At 74.7% G+C, this 16,203-nt stretch carries 13 protein-coding genes; 2 read left to right on the forward strand and 11 right to left on the reverse strand.

Features of this window, described 5'->3' with window-relative positions; all coding sequences use genetic code 11:
- Window positions 1-24 precede the first annotated feature (24 nt).
- The 9 genes from ACMXGY_RS17250 to ACMXGY_RS17290 form a co-directional block, all read right to left on the reverse strand.
- Window positions 25-1,443, reverse strand: coding sequence for an alkaline phosphatase family protein (locus ACMXGY_RS17250; protein ID WP_483774200.1), 1,419 nt, complete (start codon window positions 1,441-1,443; stop codon window positions 25-27).
- Entirely contained in the window at window positions 1,440-2,657 is a 1,218-nt protein-coding gene (gene eboE / locus ACMXGY_RS17255) for a metabolite traffic protein EboE (RefSeq protein WP_483774201.1), read from the reverse strand. Before eboE ends, ACMXGY_RS17250 begins: the two co-directional genes overlap by 4 nt.
- A 26-nt stretch (window positions 2,658-2,683) precedes the next feature.
- Complete coding sequence (locus ACMXGY_RS17260; RefSeq protein ID WP_483774202.1) at window positions 2,684-3,562, reverse strand: TatD family hydrolase; 879 nt, start codon at window positions 3,560-3,562, stop codon at window positions 2,684-2,686.
- Complete coding sequence (locus ACMXGY_RS17265) at window positions 3,562-4,275, reverse strand: EboA domain-containing protein (RefSeq protein ID WP_483774203.1); 714 nt, start codon at window positions 4,273-4,275, stop codon at window positions 3,562-3,564. Before ACMXGY_RS17265 ends, ACMXGY_RS17260 begins: the two co-directional genes overlap by 1 nt.
- A complete protein-coding gene (locus ACMXGY_RS17270) occupies window positions 4,272-5,165 on the reverse strand; it encodes a sugar phosphate isomerase/epimerase family protein (RefSeq protein WP_483774204.1) in 894 nt (297 codons plus the stop codon). Before ACMXGY_RS17270 ends, ACMXGY_RS17265 begins: the two co-directional genes overlap by 4 nt.
- The gene (locus ACMXGY_RS17275; protein WP_483774205.1) at window positions 5,162-6,070 is read right to left on the reverse strand and encodes an SCO3242 family prenyltransferase; all 909 of its coding nucleotides are present in this window, start codon (window positions 6,068-6,070) and stop codon (window positions 5,162-5,164) included. Before ACMXGY_RS17275 ends, ACMXGY_RS17270 begins: the two co-directional genes overlap by 4 nt.
- Complete coding sequence (locus tag ACMXGY_RS17280) at window positions 6,067-7,308, reverse strand: inositol-3-phosphate synthase (protein ID WP_483774206.1); 1,242 nt, start codon at window positions 7,306-7,308, stop codon at window positions 6,067-6,069. The genes ACMXGY_RS17275 and ACMXGY_RS17280 overlap by 4 nt, the downstream gene beginning before the upstream one ends.
- 374 nt (window positions 7,309-7,682) lie before the next feature.
- On the reverse strand, window positions 7,683-9,140 hold the full coding sequence (locus tag ACMXGY_RS17285) for a hypothetical protein (RefSeq protein ID WP_483774207.1): 1,458 nt from the start codon (window positions 9,138-9,140) through the stop codon (window positions 7,683-7,685).
- Between the two features lie 87 nt (window positions 9,141-9,227).
- Window positions 9,228-9,800, reverse strand: a complete 573-nt coding sequence (locus tag ACMXGY_RS17290; RefSeq protein WP_483774208.1) for an RNA polymerase sigma factor — start codon at window positions 9,798-9,800, stop codon at window positions 9,228-9,230.
- Between the two features lie 138 nt (window positions 9,801-9,938).
- Between ACMXGY_RS17290 and ACMXGY_RS17295 the strand changes: the two genes are divergently transcribed.
- Both ACMXGY_RS17295 and ACMXGY_RS17300 read left to right on the forward strand, forming a co-directional pair.
- Window positions 9,939-11,786, forward strand: a complete 1,848-nt coding sequence (locus tag ACMXGY_RS17295) for a DUF4012 domain-containing protein (protein WP_483774209.1) — start codon at window positions 9,939-9,941, stop codon at window positions 11,784-11,786.
- Window positions 11,787-12,068: 282 nt separating this feature from the next.
- Window positions 12,069-13,061 (forward strand): hypothetical protein, encoded by a 993-nt coding sequence (locus ACMXGY_RS17300; RefSeq protein ID WP_483774210.1) that lies wholly within the window; start codon window positions 12,069-12,071, stop codon window positions 13,059-13,061.
- A gap of 89 nt (window positions 13,062-13,150) precedes the next feature.
- On the opposite strand, the gene ACMXGY_RS17305 is transcribed toward ACMXGY_RS17300, so the two are convergent.
- The gene (locus ACMXGY_RS17305) at window positions 13,151-13,852 is read right to left on the reverse strand and encodes a hypothetical protein (protein WP_483774211.1); all 702 of its coding nucleotides are present in this window, start codon (window positions 13,850-13,852) and stop codon (window positions 13,151-13,153) included.
- A 366-nt stretch (window positions 13,853-14,218) separates the two neighbouring features.
- A complete protein-coding gene (locus ACMXGY_RS17310) occupies window positions 14,219-16,105 on the reverse strand; it encodes a glycosyl hydrolase family 18 protein (RefSeq protein ID WP_483774212.1) in 1,887 nt (628 codons plus the stop codon).
- Between the last annotated feature and the right edge of the window lie 98 nt (window positions 16,106-16,203).

Raw genomic sequence — 16,203 nt, forward strand, 5'->3', positions numbered from 1 at the left:
CGCCGGGGGACGTCTGCCGTTCCGTCAGACGCGGACGCCGAGGCCCTGAAGCTCGAGGACGAGGTTCTTGATCGCGGCGGCGGGCACCTGACCGCCGTCGCTCTCGACCAGCCCCGCGACCGACGCCGGCACCTCGGCGTCGGAGCACAGCACGAGCGGGGTGTCCGCGGACGAGTCCGGGAGCCGGCCGTGCGAGCCCTTCACGTACGACGCGTCGAGCGGGACGGTGCTCATCGCGTAGCGCAGGCCCACCTTCTTCTTCACGAGGTTGAGCCCCGCCTTGGCCTTGGCGAGCTTGTCCGCCGGGTCGAAGAACAGCTCGGCGGGGTCGTAGCCGGGCTTGCGGTGGATGTCGACGCCGCGCGCGTACTCGGGCGCGCGGTCGTCGTCGAGCCAGAAGTAGTACGTGAACCACGCGCCCGGTTCCGCGACGACGACGAGGTCGCCGGACCGCTCGTGGTCGAGGCCGTAGCGCGCCTGCGCCGCGCGGTCGAGCACCTCGTCGACGCCTGGCACGCTCCGCAGCAGGTCGGTGACGCGGCGCTGCAGCGCGGGGTCGTGCTGGTCCCCGAGGTAGACGTGCGCGACCTGGTGGTCGGCGACGGCGAACGCGCGCGACGTCCACGGGTCGAGCTGCTCCTTGCCGTCCTGGACGTAGACCTCCAGCAGGCCCTCGCGGCGCAGGATGCGGTTGAGGTGCACGGGCCGGTCGGCGTCGGCGATGCCGTACTCCGAGACGACGAGCACGGTCACGCCCTGGTTGGCGGCGTCGTCGAGCAGCGGCGCGAGCACCGCGTCGAGCTCCGCCGCAGCGGCGTCCGCCTGCGGCGACGTGGGCCCGAACCGCTGGAGGTCGTAGTCGAGGTGCGGGACGTACGCCATCGTCAGGTCCGGGGCGTGCGTGCGCAGCACGTGCCGGGTGGCGTCGACGATCCAGCGCGAGGAGGCGATCGACGCCGTCGGGCCCCAGTACGTGAACAGCGGGAACTCGCCGAGGCGGCCCACGAGGTCGTCGTGCAGCGCCGGCGGGCGCACGTACGCGTCCGGGGACTTGCGCCCGTCGGCGTGGTAGATCGGGCGCGGCGTGACGGTGACGTCCGTCGTCATGCCCATCGCGTACCACCAGCAGACGTTCGCCGAGGAGTACTCCTTGCGGGCGCGACGCGCGGCCTCCCACAGCTTCTCGCCCTCGACGAGCCTGTTGTGCTGGCGCCACAGGTAGACGTCGCCGAGCTCGCGGAAGTACCAGCCGTTGCCGACGATCCCGTGCTCGGCGGGGCTCAGCCCGGTGAGCATCGTCGACTGCACGCTGCACGTCACCGCGGGCAGCACGGTCGCCAGCTCCGACTGCCAGCCGCTCGCGGCGAGCTGGCGCAGCCGGGGCATGTGGGCGAGCGCGGTCGACGTGAGCCCGACGACGTCGAGCAGCAGCACGGGCTTCATGCGGTCCTCCTGATGGTGGTGAGCGTGTCGGCGCCCAGGTGGGTCGTCGCCCAGCGGAGCTCGGCGGCGATGCCGGCGACGAGCGAGTCGGTCGCGGCGCCCTCGGGCAGCACGGCCCACGTGTACGTCTCGACGTCGAGGTGGGCCTCGTCGCCGTGCGGTGCCGCGCGCACGGCCTCGACCGCGTCGCGCAGGACGTCGGTCGTCGCGGCGAGCGGCGTGGCGGGCTCGTGGTGCAGCGGCACGTGGAAGTGCACGCGCCACGGCCCCTCCCCGGGCAGGCCGTGCCCGACGACGTCGCCCGGCTCCGGGGTGGACGCCTCGCCCAAGGCGTCGGGCAGGTCGTCCGCGGCGAGCACGTCGCCCGAGGCGGTGAGCTCGCGCACCTGGTGGATGTAGCGCTTCTCGGCGAACGCACCGACGGCCGCGCGGGCCGCCGGGTCGGACGGGTCGGCCACGTGCAGCGCCGCCGACGCCTGGACCTTCACGACGCGCAGCCCCGCATCGGTGATGCGCCGCACGGTCGCGGCGGTCCCGGCTCGACGGTCCGCGAACGACACGGCGAGGTGGCACGTGTCGAGGCAGACGCCCACGTGCTCGGGGTCGATGCGGCGCTCCACGGGCACGTCGGGACCGGTGCGGGCCGCGAGCCAGCCCACGACGTCGTCCACCGTGTCCAGCACGCAGCCCGGCTCGGGCTCGACGGCGACCCGCACGACCTTCCCCGTCCGCTCGCGCAGGTCCCGCAGCCCGTCGCCCAGCGCGACGAACGCGCGCGTGGCGGCGTCGTCGTCCGCATCGGACCACGGCTCGCGCCACGCGAGCGGGAGGGTCGAGATCGAGCCCGCGACGTCGTCGGGCAGCAGCTCGGCCAGGACCTCGGCGCACTCGAGCGTGTACGCGAGCCGCTCGGGCTGCGCCCACGTCGGCGTGTAGACGTCGAGCTTGACGACGTCGGCGTGGAACCCGCCGTACGGGAACGCGTTGAGCGTGTGGACCTGGAGGCCCTGCCCGTCGAGGGCCGCGCGCAGCCAGGCCCGGTCCGCGGGGGACGCGGCGAGCCGGTGCGCGAGCGTCGCGGGCATCCAGAGCCCGACGCCGAGGACGTCGAGCCCCGCGGCCTCGCGCACGGGACCCGCGTACGTGACGAGCTGGTCGACCACCCCGTCGAGGTCCTCGGCGGGGTGGACGTTCGTGCAGTACGACAACAGCATGGTGGTGCCCTTCCGGTTCCCTGCCGCTACGGCCGCGCGCCGCGGAGCACGGAAGAGCCCTCGAACTCGACGCCCGGGGTGGGCAGCTCGCCGGCCGTGAACCCCGGGACCGGGTCGAGCACGAGGTTGCCCGACTGCCCGTAGAACGCGACGGGGTTGCGCCAGAGGACCTGGTCGACGTCGTCCGCGGTGAATCCCGCCGCGAGCATCGCCTGCCCGGTCTTGAGCGTCTTGAGCGGGTCGGACCGGCCCCAGTCCGCCGCCGAGTTGACGATCATCCGCTCGGTGCCGTGCTCCTGCAGGATCGCGACCATGCGGTCCTCGTCCATCTTGGTGTCCGGGTAGATGGAGAACCCGGCCCACGCTCCGGCGTCGAGCACGAGCGCCACGTTCGTCTCGTTGAGGTGGTCCACGAGCACGTGCTCGGACGGCACCCCGGACTCGCGCACGACGTCGAGCGTGCGACGCGTGCCGGCGAGCTTGTCGCGGTGCGGCGTGTGCACGAGGACGGGCAGGTCGACGTCGCGCGCCATCTGGAGCTGCCGCGCGAAGACCTCGTCCTCCTCGGGCGTCATCGAGTCATAGCCGACCTCGCCGACCGCCACGACGCCGTCCTTGAGGAGGTAGCGCGGGATCTCGTCGAGCACCTCGCGGCAGCGCGCGTCGTTCGCCTCCTTGGGGTTGAGGGCGATGGTCGCGTGGTGGCGGATGCCGAACTGGGCGGCCCGGAACCGCTCCCAGCCGAGCAGGGCGTCGAAGTAGTCGAGGAACGACCCCACGTTCGTGCGCGGCTGGCCGAGCCAGAACGCGGGCTCGACGAGCGCGCGCACGCCGGCGGCGTACAAGGCCTCGTAGTCGTCCGTCGTGCGGCTCGTCATGTGGATGTGGGGGTCGAAGATGCGCATCAGGCGTCCCTCTCGGTACTGGTCTGGAGAACGTCCGGCGCGAGGCGCGCGACGTCGTCGGGCACGACGCGGCCGGCCGCGCGGCGCTCGGCGGCGAAGTCGCGGGCCATGCGCGCGAGCTCGTCGTCGGCGCGCTCGTCGAGACCGGCGACGGCGTCGAGGCTCACGCCCATGAACACGAGCTTGAGCACGGCGTGACGCCACGCGTGCTGCTCGAGGTGCGCGGCCGCGAACGGCCCCACGGCAGCGGCGACGAGGCTCTGGTCGTTGGTGCGCAGCGCGTCGGCCGCGAGCTCGACGCCCACCCCGACGACCTCGGGCGCGAGGTTCACGCCCCGTCCGGCGAGCGCGTCGAGCCCCCTCAGGACCCCTCGGCGCTCTGCCGTGTCGCCGTGCTGGTAGAGGTCCGCGAGCCGCGCGGCGAACGACGCGCCGCCGTCGGGCGAGCCGTCACGCTGCGTCGCGTCCGCGAGCGCCACGACGAGCGCGGCACGCGCCGCGTCGTCGATCGTCCCGTGCACGATCCCTGCGGGGTCGACGTCCGGGCGGCGCGGCGAGCGGCCGACCTTGCGGCCCGCGAGCGCGAACGCACGCGCCACAGCGGCGGGGTCCTGCCCGACGGCGGTGCGCGCCTCGTCGAGCCAGCGCTCGCCGTCGGGCGTCGGGCCGCCGGGGGCGGGGCTGGTCGTCCCGGGGCTGATGGACTCGGTCATGGCACCTCCTGGGGGTGGTGGGGGCGGTTCTCCCAGGCCTCGCACAGCGCTGTCATGCTGCGGTGCGCGAGGCCCGGGGCGTCGTACGAGTGGCGCGGGAGCTCGACGGCGGCGACTCCGGTGTAGCCGACGTCGGCGAGCGTGCCGAGGACGAGCGGCAGGTCGATCTCGCCCTCGCCGAACGGCCGGTGCTCGTGGTGCGTGCGGGGCATGTCGTCGAGCTGGACGTTGGCGAGGTACGGCGCCGCGGCGCGCAGCGCGCCGACCACGCCGTCGGGCTCGACGACGAGGCAGTGCCCGACGTCGACCGTGATGCCGAGATCCGCCAGGTACCCGGCGTCGCCACCGACCTCGTCGCGCAGCCGCAGGGCGTCGGCGACGGTCTCGACGAGCATGCCGGGCTCGGGCTCGAGCGAGAGCCGGACGCCGAGCGCGCGGGCCTCCTCGACGAGCTCGGGGAGACGGTCGCGCAGGCGCGCCCACCCGTCGGCCGGGGACGCGCCGTCGGGCAGGACGCCCGAGAAGAACGACACGCACTCGGCGTCGAGTGCGGCGGCGATCTCGACCGCGCGGCGCAGGAAGCGCATCCGCGGCTCGGCCTCGACGTCGACGAGCGTGGGCCGGTGCTTGCGGTACGGGTCGAGCAGGAAGCGCGTGCCCGTCTCGACGACGACCCGCATCCCGGCCCCGCCGTTCAGCCGGGCGAGCCGCGCGCGCAGCGCGTCGACGTGCCCGCCCCAGCCGTCGGTGAACGGGTCGAGGTGCGGGAACCCGAGCGTGAGCGCGACGGCGCCGTAGCCCTCGTGGTCGAGCACGTCGAGCGCGACGTCGAGCGGGTGGTCCGTGAAGCCGTTCGTGCCGTAGCCGAGGGTGAAGGGCGGGGCGGTCACGTCTCGCTCATCTCGGTGCGACCCGGTCGGCGACCCGCGCGGCGCAGCAACCGGCCCGCGACCTCGACGCCCGCGAGGACCGCGACCGACGCCAGGCTCCCGTGCCGCGCCGCCCACGCGGCCTGCAGCGGGAGCATCGCGCGGATGCCGGCCTTGGTCGCGGCGAACGCGTTGCCCGCCGACGGCGTGATGGCCGTGTCGACCTGGCGGGGAAGGCACGTCGCGAGGTAGGCGGCGCTCGCCGCGACGGCGGCGACCCGGGCGGCGCGCCCCGTCCCCGGGCGCCCGTCGCGGGCAGCGCCCGCGACGACCGTCCCGGCCACGGCGAGCGTCCCGGCCGCGACGCCGGCGGCGAGCGACGACGTCGTGCCGTGGACCTCGCCGCGCGACACGAGCGTGACCCCGGCGGTGTGCACGGCGAGGCCGGCCGCGGCCGGGAGGGCGGCGCGCAGGTGCCCGACCCCGGCGCCCAGGAGGACGTCGAGCCCGCGGCACGCGGCCATCACGACCGGCCCGACGGGCCGCTCCTTGGCGACGGTGTCGTACGTCCACACGCTCGCGGCGAGCGGCAGCGCGACGGCGAGCGCCCGGCGTCCGCCACCCGCCGCCGCGAGCCCGACCCCCGCGGCGGTCAGCCCGACGGCGACCTGCAGCGCCCGCTGCTCCGTGACCCGTCCCGAGGGGATGGGTCGCTCGGGACGCTCGAGCGCGTCGAGGTGCCGGTCCGCGTAGTCGTTGAGGGCCATGCCGCCGGCGTACAGGCACGCGGAGGCGAGCGGCATCAGCGCGCGGCGCGGCGTGAACGGGTGACCGGCCGCGGCCGCCCCCGCGAGCGTGTCGCCGACGACGGACAGGACGGCGGGCGCGCGGACGAGGTCCAGGTGGTCGCGCAGCGAGCCGGTCACGGCCGGTGGTCCGCGTCGTGACCGACGCGAGCACCCGCCTCGCGGACCCAGTCCGCGAGCGCCACGGTCTGCGCGGCGAAGTCGTGCACGGCACTGCCCCACGGGTCCTTGAAGAAGAACCCGAGCTCCGGCACGGGGCCCGCGTACCCGGCGGCGTCGGCGAGCGCGAGCAGGCGCGCGAGGTCGAGGACGAGCGGGGCGGCGAGCATGGAGTCGTACGCCGACCACGTCGTCTGGAGCGTGAGGCGCGACCCGAGGAACCCCTCGACGTGCACGTGGTCCCACGCGACCTTGATGTCGCCGAGGTCGGGCACGTTGTCGATGTGCAGCGGCGTGACGTCGCTGCCGGTGAGGTCCTGCAGGCCGCGCGACTTCGACGCGAGCTTGCTCTGCACCGCCTGCGGGTCGGCGAGCGTGGCGCCGTCGCCGCCCCCGAGCAGGTTGGCACCGGCCCAGGACAGGACGCGCAGCCCGCGCGCCGCGAACGCGGGCGCGAGGATCGTGCGCAGCCACGTCTGGCCGGTCTTGCCGTCCTGCCCCGCGACGGGCACACCACGCTCGGCGGCGAGCTCGAGCAGGACGGGCAGGTACATGCTGGCCGACGGCGTGAACTCGGCGAACGGCGCACCCGCGAGCACCGCCGCGTAGGCGGTCACCGAGCTCGCCGGGAGGACCGCGCGGTCCGGGTCCTCGAGCGCGGCGCGCAGCAGGTCGCGATCGGAGAACTCGGGGACGGGCTCGGGCAGCGGCTCCGTCGAGGAGAGGTCCACCACGACGACGCGCGCCAGGCCGTGCCGCTCGCGGAAGTCGACGATGTCCGCGGCGAGACGCTCCGCGGCGGACTGCTGCGACTCGCGCTGCGCCGTCGCCCCGTGGTGGCGCGCGTCGTAGCCGCGCCGCACCTCGGCGTCGGCCCGCTCGAGCGCGGTGTGCGCGGCCACGAGCAGGCGCGGCGCGATCATCCCCGCCTCGACGAGGAGCTCCGCGCGCTTGACCATCGACACGTCGGTGACGTCGTGCCCGCCCACCACGATGTCTCCGAAGGCCGGCAGGGGTGCCGACGCGAACGGCTCCTGGACCGTGACGCAGCCGGTCGCCGCGGCGCGGCCGTCGCTGATCGCGGCGAGCCCGAGGGTCGCGGTCGTGGCGACCGACCCCCGCGCTCCCACGAGCCACAGCCCGGTACGTGCGGCCGGGTCGGGACGGTCGGTCGATCCGTCAGGCGCGAAGTGGTGCATCGTTGCTCCTGGTCATCGACGAGACGCGGACGTCTCGCGTGGTGCGACGGCGATGGCCTCCCTGCCACCGTCGAGACCGTACGCTCGGACGCAGGGCGTTGTGAACGCTCTCGCGACCCGGTGGCGCCCGGTCTGCAGCGACCCTAGTTCCACTTTTGTCGATGGTCAATCAAAAGCAGAGCGACTTCCGCGCGGTCCCCTGCGTCGCTGACGCAAAAGCGGCACGAGCCCGGGGCGACGAGGCCGGTGAGGCCGCGGGAGGGACGACGGCGCCGGGTCGTGGCGGGCCTGGCGGGAGGCGCCGAGGAACGAGGCGGCGGATGGTAGACCCGGCGCCGTCGTCCCTCCCGCCGCCGGTCTCGGAACGCGACCCCTCAGCCGGCCGGCGCGAAGTCGAGCTGGTCGTCCGCGACCGCGACGACGGACCAGACGTTGCCGTCCGCGTCGCTCAGCTCGTAGGCGGGGAGCAGCACCGCGGCGCCGTCGGGCTGGTGCTGCACGGCGAGCCCCAGGCGCGCGTCAGTGATGGTCACGTCCGTCACCGGCCAGGCGAACCGGGCGCCCGCACCGACGGTCGGCGGCACGGTCGGCGTCTCGGGCTCGACGGGAGCGACGCCGATCTCCGGCGCAGACGCGTCGAGGGTCTCCGCGCGGGCCCACAGGACCGGCCCGCCCGCCCCGAACCGCGGGTCGCCGAGGCGCTCCACGGCCTCGACCGGGCTCACGACGTCGTACGTGCCGAGCGGGACGCGCGGCGCGAGGCTCCCGTAGAGCGACGCGAGGCCAGCACCCGAGTAGGTCGCGTTCCACGACGTCCCGGTGCGCTGCCCCTCCACGACCTCGTACGCGGTCACCGTCGTCGCGCGCGGCGCCTCCTGCTCGGCGACCTGCTCGTCGGCCACGATCTCGTACCCGGCCGCGTCCAGCCCCAGCGCCGCGAGCACGCCGCCGAGCTGGTCGACGGCAGCGTCGCGGCCGGGCGGGACGCCGTGGTCGGCCTCGGCGCACGCACCCGGCTCGACCGGCATCACGTCGGGGCTCGCGGCGCCCTCCGAGCCCTCGGACCCGGAGCCGCCCTCCGCCGGCATCGGCGTGACGACGACGCAGCCCCACGGGTCCTTGGACGGGTCGTGGAAGCTCACGCTCGCGAGCCCGTCCGGCTGGAGCGAGACCGACGGGCCCGAGCCGTCGCGCGGGCCGACGACGTACGACCCCCACTCCTCGCTCACGTCCCCGGAGACCCCGAGCACGTCGGCGACGCGCCGCGCCGTCTCCCCCGAGAAGACGCCCGCGGCGTCGTACCCCCACGCGTCCGCGCTTCCGCCCTGCGTCGACAGGCCGTCCTGGTGGAACACCGTCCGCCCGCCCCACGACCCCGGGTAGGCCATGTCCGCCGCGGCGCGCGAGGTCGCGCTGAAGCCCTGGCTCTCCGCAGCCTCCTCGGCGACGGCGAGGTTCGGAGCGGACTCCTGCGCGGACCCCGCCGCGCCGAGCTGGATGGGTGCGAGCGCCGACGACTCGGCGGTGTCGCCCGCCGACCCCGTCCCGCCGCCCGCCCCGAGCGCGTACCCGCCGACCCCCACGACGAGCACGCCGGCGACGGCCGCCGCGACCTGCAGCGGCACGCGGCGCCGAGCCCGGCGCTCGCGGCGCTCGGCCAGCTCGTCCGCGACGGTGCCGCCCGGCTCGCTCGGCCCCGCCAGGGCCTCGGGGACCTGGGCGCGGACGGCCGCCTCGAGGGTGCGCGGGTCCGGCGCGACGTCGGCCGCGGGGTCGGCGGCGCGCAGTCGTGCGAGGGCCTCGTCAGGACCGTCGGGGGTGTTCGTGCTCATGTCGACTCCTGCTGCTGCGGGGCGAGGTCGCGCACGACCCCGGATCGTCCACGGACGCGGTGCCGTCCGTCTACGCGGGATGTGTCGTCAGGACCCGGTCTCTTGCGCGACGGACTGCTCCGACCACGCGGCGCGCAGTCGCGCCCGGGCCCGAGAGAGCGCGGCGTCGGCACCGCCGCGCGAGGTCCCGAGCACCGCGGCCAGGTCCTCGCCACCGAGACCTTCCCAGGCGTGCAGGAGGAGGATCCGCCGGTCGCGGACGGACAGCGCCGCCAGCGCGCGGCGCACCTCGTCGTCCTGCACCACGACGTGCTCGACGTCGGCGCCCGAGTCCGGGCGCTCCGGCACCTCGGCGACGGGGACCGCACGGGCCTTGCGCCGGTGGTTGGCGAGCACGAACCCGGCGGTGCGGTACAGCCACGGCAGCTCGGCGCCGTCGGGCACGTCCGCGCGACGGCGCCACGCGGTCGTGAGGACCTCGGCCGTGAGGTCGTCCGCGTCGGGTCCGACCCCGCCGGCGGCGCTCGGCAGCCGCCGCCGGAAGTAGCGGTAGACCGCGGTCGCGTGCGCCGCGAAGAGCGTGGCGAACCACTCGGCGTCGTGCGGCGGGTCGTGCGGCGGGTCGGCGGTCGTCTCGTCGGGCGACGCGTCGGTCGTCACGGCGGCTCCTCGGCTGCGGGCAGGGCTGTCAACCGCTCTGTGTCGCGAGACGGTGCGTCCTTGCACCGCGCCCGGTTCACCCGGATGTCACCCGCGACAGCACCGATCCTCCCACCCCGCAGCACCTACGCTGTGGGCATGTCGACGACGGCGCAGGCAGACGCGGCCCCGGGCCCGCCCCGCCACCCGCGCCGCCGTCGTCGCTGGGGCCGGTGGGCGGGGTGGGGCCTGCTCCTGGCCGTCGTGCTCGTCCTCGTGGCGGCCGGCCTGCTCGTGCGCGACGCGCTCGCGGCACGCACCGCGCTCCTGAGCGCGATGGACGAGGTCCCGGCCGCGGAGGAGGCGCTGCGCGCGGGCGACGTCGCGACGGCAGAGGCCGTCCTCGCAGACGTGCAGCCCCTCACGGCCGAGGCCCGGGCGAGCACGGACGGCCCGCTGTGGTCAGTCGCCGCGTACCTGCCGCTCGTCGGCCAGGACGTCCGCGCCTTCTCGGCGGCCGCCGCGACGGTGGACGACCTTGCCGCCACGGTGCTCCCGTCGCTGACGCAGGCGCTCGCCGCCGTCGAGGGCGACGCGCTGACCGTCACCGGCGAGGGCGTCGACCTGGCGCCCCTCGTCGAGGCCGCCCCCGGGGTCGCGGACGCGGCGCGGGCGTTCGACGACATCGACGCGCGGCTCGCCACGGTCGACGCCGACGCGCTCCACGCCGAGGTCGCCGACCCGTACGGCCAGCTCGTCGCACGCACCGACGACCTGCGGCCGGTCGTGCGCACCGCCGACCGGCTGACCGCCCTCGGCCCGGCGATGCTCGGCGCCGACGGGCCCCGCCGCTACCTGCTGCTCGCCCTCAACAACGCCGAGCTGCGCGCGGGCGGAGGCATCCCCGGCTCGCTCGCCCTCCTCACGGTCGACGGCGGCCGGGTCACGCTCGAGCGGCAGGCGTCGACGACCGACGTCCCGCCGTTCGACGCACCGGTGCTGCCGCTCGAGCCGGGTGTCGAGGAGGTGTTCACCGACCGGGTCGGCCGCTTCGTCCAGGACACACCACTCACCCCCGACTTCCCGACGACCGCCGCGCTCACGGCCGCGATGTGGGAGCAGTCCCAGGGCGAGACCCTCGACGGCGTCGTCGCGACGGACCCGGTCGTGCTGTCGTACCTGCTCGGCGCGACGGGTCCCCTCGACGTGGACTTCGCCGGGACGACGGTGCCGATCGAGGCGGGCGACGTCGTGTCGACCCTCCTGTCGGACGCGTATGCCCAGCTCGAGGCCGGGCCGCAGACCGACGCGTTCTTCGGGGCGGTCGCGGAGCGCGTCCTGTCCGCGTTCCTCGGAGGCGAGGCGGACCCGGGCCTCGCGCGCGAAGCGCTCGTGCGGGGCGCCGAGGAGCACCGCGTGCTCGTGTGGTCGGCGCACCCCGAAGAGCAGGAGCGCCTCTCCGGGACGATCGTCGCGGGCGACATCGACACGGCAGAGCGTGCCGAGAGCTCCGTGGGCGTGTTCCTCAACGACGCCACGGGCGGCAAGATGAGCTATTACCTCGACACCGGCGTCGAGCTCACCGGGAGCGCGTGCACGGCCGACGGGCGAGTCGACACCTTCCGCGCGACGTTCAGCTCGACCGCTCCTCCCGACGCCGCGACGAGCCTGCCGTGGTACGTCACGGGCGGCGGCATCTCGGGAGTCGAGCCCGGCCGCGTGCGCACGATCGTGGTGCTCTACCCACCGCGCGGCGGGCAGGTGGACGCGGTACGGGTCGGCGGCAGCCCCGCCGGCGCGCTCGTGGCGGAGATCGCCGGCAGACGCGTCTCGTCGCTGCCCGTCGAGCTCGGACCCGGCGAGAGCACGACCGTGACGTTCACCGTCCCGACGGCGGTCGACGATGCACCGTCCGCATCCGGCAGCGGCGAGACCGTGGACGTCTGGACGACGCCGACCGTCTCGGACCCTGGCCTGGGCGTTTTTCCCGTCGCGACGTGCGACTGAAAGCAGGCACCGGTGATCACGGCGGGATAACGATGGTCCCGCCCGTAAACAATTCACCCGGACGACCGTCCAACTCCGAGGTCGATCATCGCTAGCCTGGCGGCAGTCGTTCTTTCCCGTGCCACCGGCTCTTCCGCGCATCACCTGCACCGGTGCATCACGGACCGCCCCTCGGGGCTCTCTGAGTACCGGAACTCCATGATCGGCCCCCACGACCCCTGAACCAGGACGGGTGAAGAAGCCATGCGTACGTCGAAGCGACTTCGCAGCCGAGGACGGGCGGTGCTCGTCGGAGCGCTCACGGCCGCGGCCGCCCTCGTGACCGTACCGCTCGTCGCGTCGTCCGCGAGCGCCGACACGGAGCCGGAGACCTACGTCCCGGAGATCACCGTCGCGTCGCCGGTGTGCGACGGCGACGTTCCCTATCTCGAGTACGTCTTCGAGCTGCCCGAGAACTACGAGGGCGACCCGGCGGCCCCGCTGACCATCACGTGGGTGAACCCCGACGGCGACGACGTCGTCCAGGGGGACCTGCCGCTCTCGGGCCGCGTCCTGTGGCCCGGTGCCGAGGTGGACGGGTCCGGGAACCCGGTCGACTGGCCGGGCTGGAGCCTCGTGGACGGCGAGTGGGTCGTCGGCGACGAGTTCGACTGGGTCCGCGAGGGCGTGACCGTGGTCTTCGAGGTCAACCCGACCGCCGAGACGGTCGTGGCCTACCCGCCGTCGACGCCCGACTGCGCGACCAACCCGCCGGGGACCCCGACCATCGAGGTCGACGTCCTCACGCCGGTGTGCGTCGACGGCGTGTCCTACCTCGACTACGGGGTGTCCGTCACCGGCACGCCCAGCACGACGGCCACGCTCACGTGGCACAACCCCGAGGGTGACGACGAGGTCATGACCGACCTGCCGCTCACGGGACGTGTCCTGTGGCCCGGGGCGTACCCCGAACGCTTCGTCGACCTGCCCGAGGACGAGGGGTGGGAGCTCGTGAACAACATGTGGCTCAACACCGCCACGCACGGCTGGGCCGCGGGCACGGTGGACCTGACGTTCGCCGTGAACCCCGAGGTCACCGTGCCCGTGACGTACCCGCAGGACACGAGCAACTGCTTCCCGGGCACGACCACGGTCGACAACCCCGTCGCGAGCAGCCAGAACCCGACGCTCGCCGCGACCGGGGCGACCGTCGGCCTGTACGCGGCGATCGCGGCCGGGCTGGCCGTCGTCGGCGCGGCGGTGGTCCTGCTGACGCGCCGCGCCCGCAAGAGCTGACCGCCCGCCGGCCCCTGACGGCCGGAAGGACGGACGGCGAAGGCCTCGCACCCTCGGGTGCGAGGCCTTCGCGCTGTGCGGCGGAGGGCTCAGGCAGCCGCCCAGCCGCCGGCCGCGAGACGCGACTCGAGGCCCTCGAAGGCCCAGCGGTCGACGACGAGGACCGGACCGGCCGGCCCGTCGGGCACGTACCACTGGAGCTGCTCGACCGTGCGGACCTCGGTCCCGGCGCCGTCGACGCACGAGAGCGTCCAGCGGGCGAGGGAGGCCGCCGAGCCGGCGACCTCGACGTCGGCCTCGGACGCCATGGCGACCGGTCGCGCGGCGAGCGCGTCCGCCCCGGGGCAGGTCGCGCCGTCGGGCACGTGCGCCGCGGCGGGGTCGACGCCCTCGAGGGCGCCGCCCGAGAGGATCTCGAAGCTCGGGCACGCGGCGTCCTCGGGGCAGCCGCCCGCCCGGACCTGGGTGAGGCCCTCGGCCGGCTGGAGGACCGACCAGTACTCGGCGGCGGGAAGCTCGAGGGGCCCGACGGCGACCTGGCTGCCGTGGTCCGCGTGGTCACCGTGTTCCCCGTGCTCGTCGGCCGCGGCCGGGCCCGAGCCACCCTCGGCGGCGGCGTCTGCGGAGGGGTCGTCCGTCGATCCCAGGTCGGCCGTGCAGGCTGTGAGGAACCCTGTGAGGAGCCCTGTGAGGAGCCCGACGGCGACGACGGCGCTCCACGGCGGTCGCCGGGAGCGACGAGAGGGCTGCGCGGTGGTCGGGAGGCGCAGGAGGCTGCGGTGCTGGTGCACGGTGTCATGCCCTTTCAGGATCGGAGTACCCCCGTCGCCCACTGGGGAGGGCGACGGGGACACCTCGTCCGTGCTGTCACGCTAGCGAGCGCGAGGGCCGGCCGAGATGCGGGAGAACCACACGATGACGGCCCGCGGGTACGGGTTTCCCCGTACCCGCGGGCCACCGGTCGGGGCGGTGCGAGAAGCGGGGGTCAGCCCACCGTCGTCCGGACGGCCCCAGGTCGGGCGGGTGTCGAGCGGGGCCCGCCGCGACGTCGCGACGAGGAGGGTGCACGGGGCGGGTGCACAGGGCGTCGTCACGGACGAGCCCCGCTCGACGGCGCCGGCCGACGTGGCCGGCCGGCGCCGTCTTCGGGTGGGACGTCAGCAGGCGCCCAAGGACTCCCAGGGTCCGTACTGCTCCGCGCCGGGGACGTTGTTCTGCGTCCACCACTTCGCGCGGTAGCTCTCGCCCTCGTGGGAGACCGTCGCGCCGCCGGTGTAGACGGCGGTCGCCGACCAGGCGGGTGCCGTGCAGGTATCCGGGTCCGTCGGGTCCGTGGGGTCCGTCGGGTCGGTCGGGTCGGTCGGGTCGCCGCCGCAGTCGCCGACGACCTCCCACGGGCCGCCCGCCGACGGGTTCTCGCCCTGCGTCCACCACTTGGCGCGGTAGTTCTTCGCCTGGTACGACACCGTCGCACCACCGGTGTAGACGGCGCTCGCGGACCAGGCCGCGTCGCAGTCACCGGGGTCGGTGGGGTCGGTCGGGTCGGTCGGATCCGTGGGGTCCGTCGGATCCGTGGGGTCCGTCGGGCCGTCGGTCCCCTCGACCGGTCCGGCGGGCGCGGCGCGCAGCCTGTCCGTGAACCCGCCGAGGAGGGTGCCGTCGTGGTTGCCGGAGAGGTCCCACCACATGCCACCACCCAGCTTCTTGTCCGCGACGTAGTCCGCCTTCGCGGCCACCGACTGCGGGTTGTCGTAGCTCCACCACTGGTCGCCGTCGTACCGCCAGGCCGAGACCGTCTCGGGGTCGTAGTAGTCCTGGCCGCGGTTGCGGAGCTTGTCGTAGTCCTCGTTGCCGGCCTCCCACGTGCCGGGTGCTGCGCCGGTGGCGGCGGACCACGGCTCGGCCGAGCCGACGCCCTTCCAGCCGCGCCCGTACATCGCGAGGCCCACGCCGAGCTGAGACGGGTCGATTCCGGTGCGCAGGTACTCGTTCACGGCCTTCTCGACGCTGAACTGCCGGTTGGCAGCCCGCGGGTCGGCGGGGTCGTCGTACAGGTTGCCCTGGTGCCCGGCGAGCGCCGGGTCCCACGCGCCGTGCAGGTCGTAGCCCTGCACGTTCCCGTAGTCGAGGTACTCGAAGATCTCCGGGTCGTTCCACCCGCCCGCGGCGATGTCGTCCGGGTTCGCCGGGAGGAACGCGGACAGCAGGTAGTGCTTGCCGGTCTGCGCGCCGTACGCGTCGAGCTGGGTGCGGAACTCCTGGAGCAGGAGCTTGAAGTTGCGCGCGTCGTTGACGACGTCGACGTGGTTGCCCACCTCGCCGTTGAGCGATCCGGGCCACTCCCAGTCGATGTCGATGCCGTCGAACACGCCCGCCGCGGCACCTGCGCCGCCGCGGCCGTCGATCACGGGCAGGTTGCCCTTGATGTAGAGGTCGATGCACGACGACACGAGCTTCTTGCGCGAGGCGTCGGTCGCTGCGGCCTTCGAGAAGTTCTTGGACCAGGTCCAGCCGCCCAGCGAGATCATGGGGCGCAGGTGGGGATTCTTCGCCTTGAGCTGCTTGAGCTGGTTGAACGAGCCGGCGAGCGGCTGGTCCCAGGCGTCGGCGACACCCGCGACGGAGTTCGCCGCGGTGTAGCCCATGCCGAAGTCCGCCCAGGCGTCGCCCGCTCCGTCGGAGCCGTTCGGGCCGGTCCCCTGCGCCTTGTTGGCGATGAAGCACGTGAGCGTCTGGTGGTGGATGTTGCCGAACGAGTAGTTGATGTGCGTGAGGTCCTGGGCGGCGCCCGAGTCCTGGACCTTCTTGAGCTGGAAGTTACGGCCGTACACGCCCCACTGCGTGAAGTAGCCGACGTTGCGGTAGCCGTTGACGTCGCTGTCGCCGGGGTGGGCGACCGCCGCCGGGGCCGCCTCGACGGCCTGCGCCGGGGCGACGGCGGTGAGCAGCCCGCCGACGAGGGCGGTGGCGGTCGCCAGAGCGGCGAGGCGGGCACCGCGCCGTCGTCCGGGTCGGGGTGGTCTGCTGGGGAGGGACGCGTCCATGGGTCCTGCCTCGTGCTCGTGCGGTGGACGACGACGGCACCCGCCGGGGAGCGCCGTCGTCGCCCTGGGTCACCCTGAACGTAACGATCCGGACAGCG

The sequence above is a fragment of the Cellulosimicrobium sp. G4 BAM 1002 genome (assembly GCF_057126935.1).

Bases quoted from the DNA above. Each gene is read 5' to 3' on its own strand.
- ACMXGY_RS17280 (WP_483774206.1), bottom strand. From the start codon at position 7,308: ATGCACCACTTCGCGCCTGACGGATCGACCGACCGTCCCGACCCGGCC.
- ACMXGY_RS17285 (WP_483774207.1), bottom strand. From the start codon at position 9,140: ATGAGCACGAACACCCCCGACGGTCCTGACGAGGCCCTCGCACGACTG.
- ACMXGY_RS17265 (WP_483774203.1), bottom strand. From the start codon at position 4,275: ATGACCGAGTCCATCAGCCCCGGGACGACCAGCCCCGCCCCCGGCGGC.
- ACMXGY_RS17295 (WP_483774209.1), top strand. From the start codon at position 9,939: ATGTCGACGACGGCGCAGGCAGACGCGGCCCCGGGCCCGCCCCGCCAC.
- ACMXGY_RS17260 (WP_483774202.1), bottom strand. From the start codon at position 3,562: ATGCGCATCTTCGACCCCCACATCCACATGACGAGCCGCACGACGGAC.
- ACMXGY_RS17310 (WP_483774212.1), bottom strand. From the start codon at position 16,105: ATGGACGCGTCCCTCCCCAGCAGACCACCCCGACCCGGACGACGGCGC.
- ACMXGY_RS17250 (WP_483774200.1), bottom strand. From the start codon at position 1,443: ATGAAGCCCGTGCTGCTGCTCGACGTCGTCGGGCTCACGTCGACCGCG.
- eboE (WP_483774201.1), bottom strand. From the start codon at position 2,657: ATGCTGTTGTCGTACTGCACGAACGTCCACCCCGCCGAGGACCTCGAC.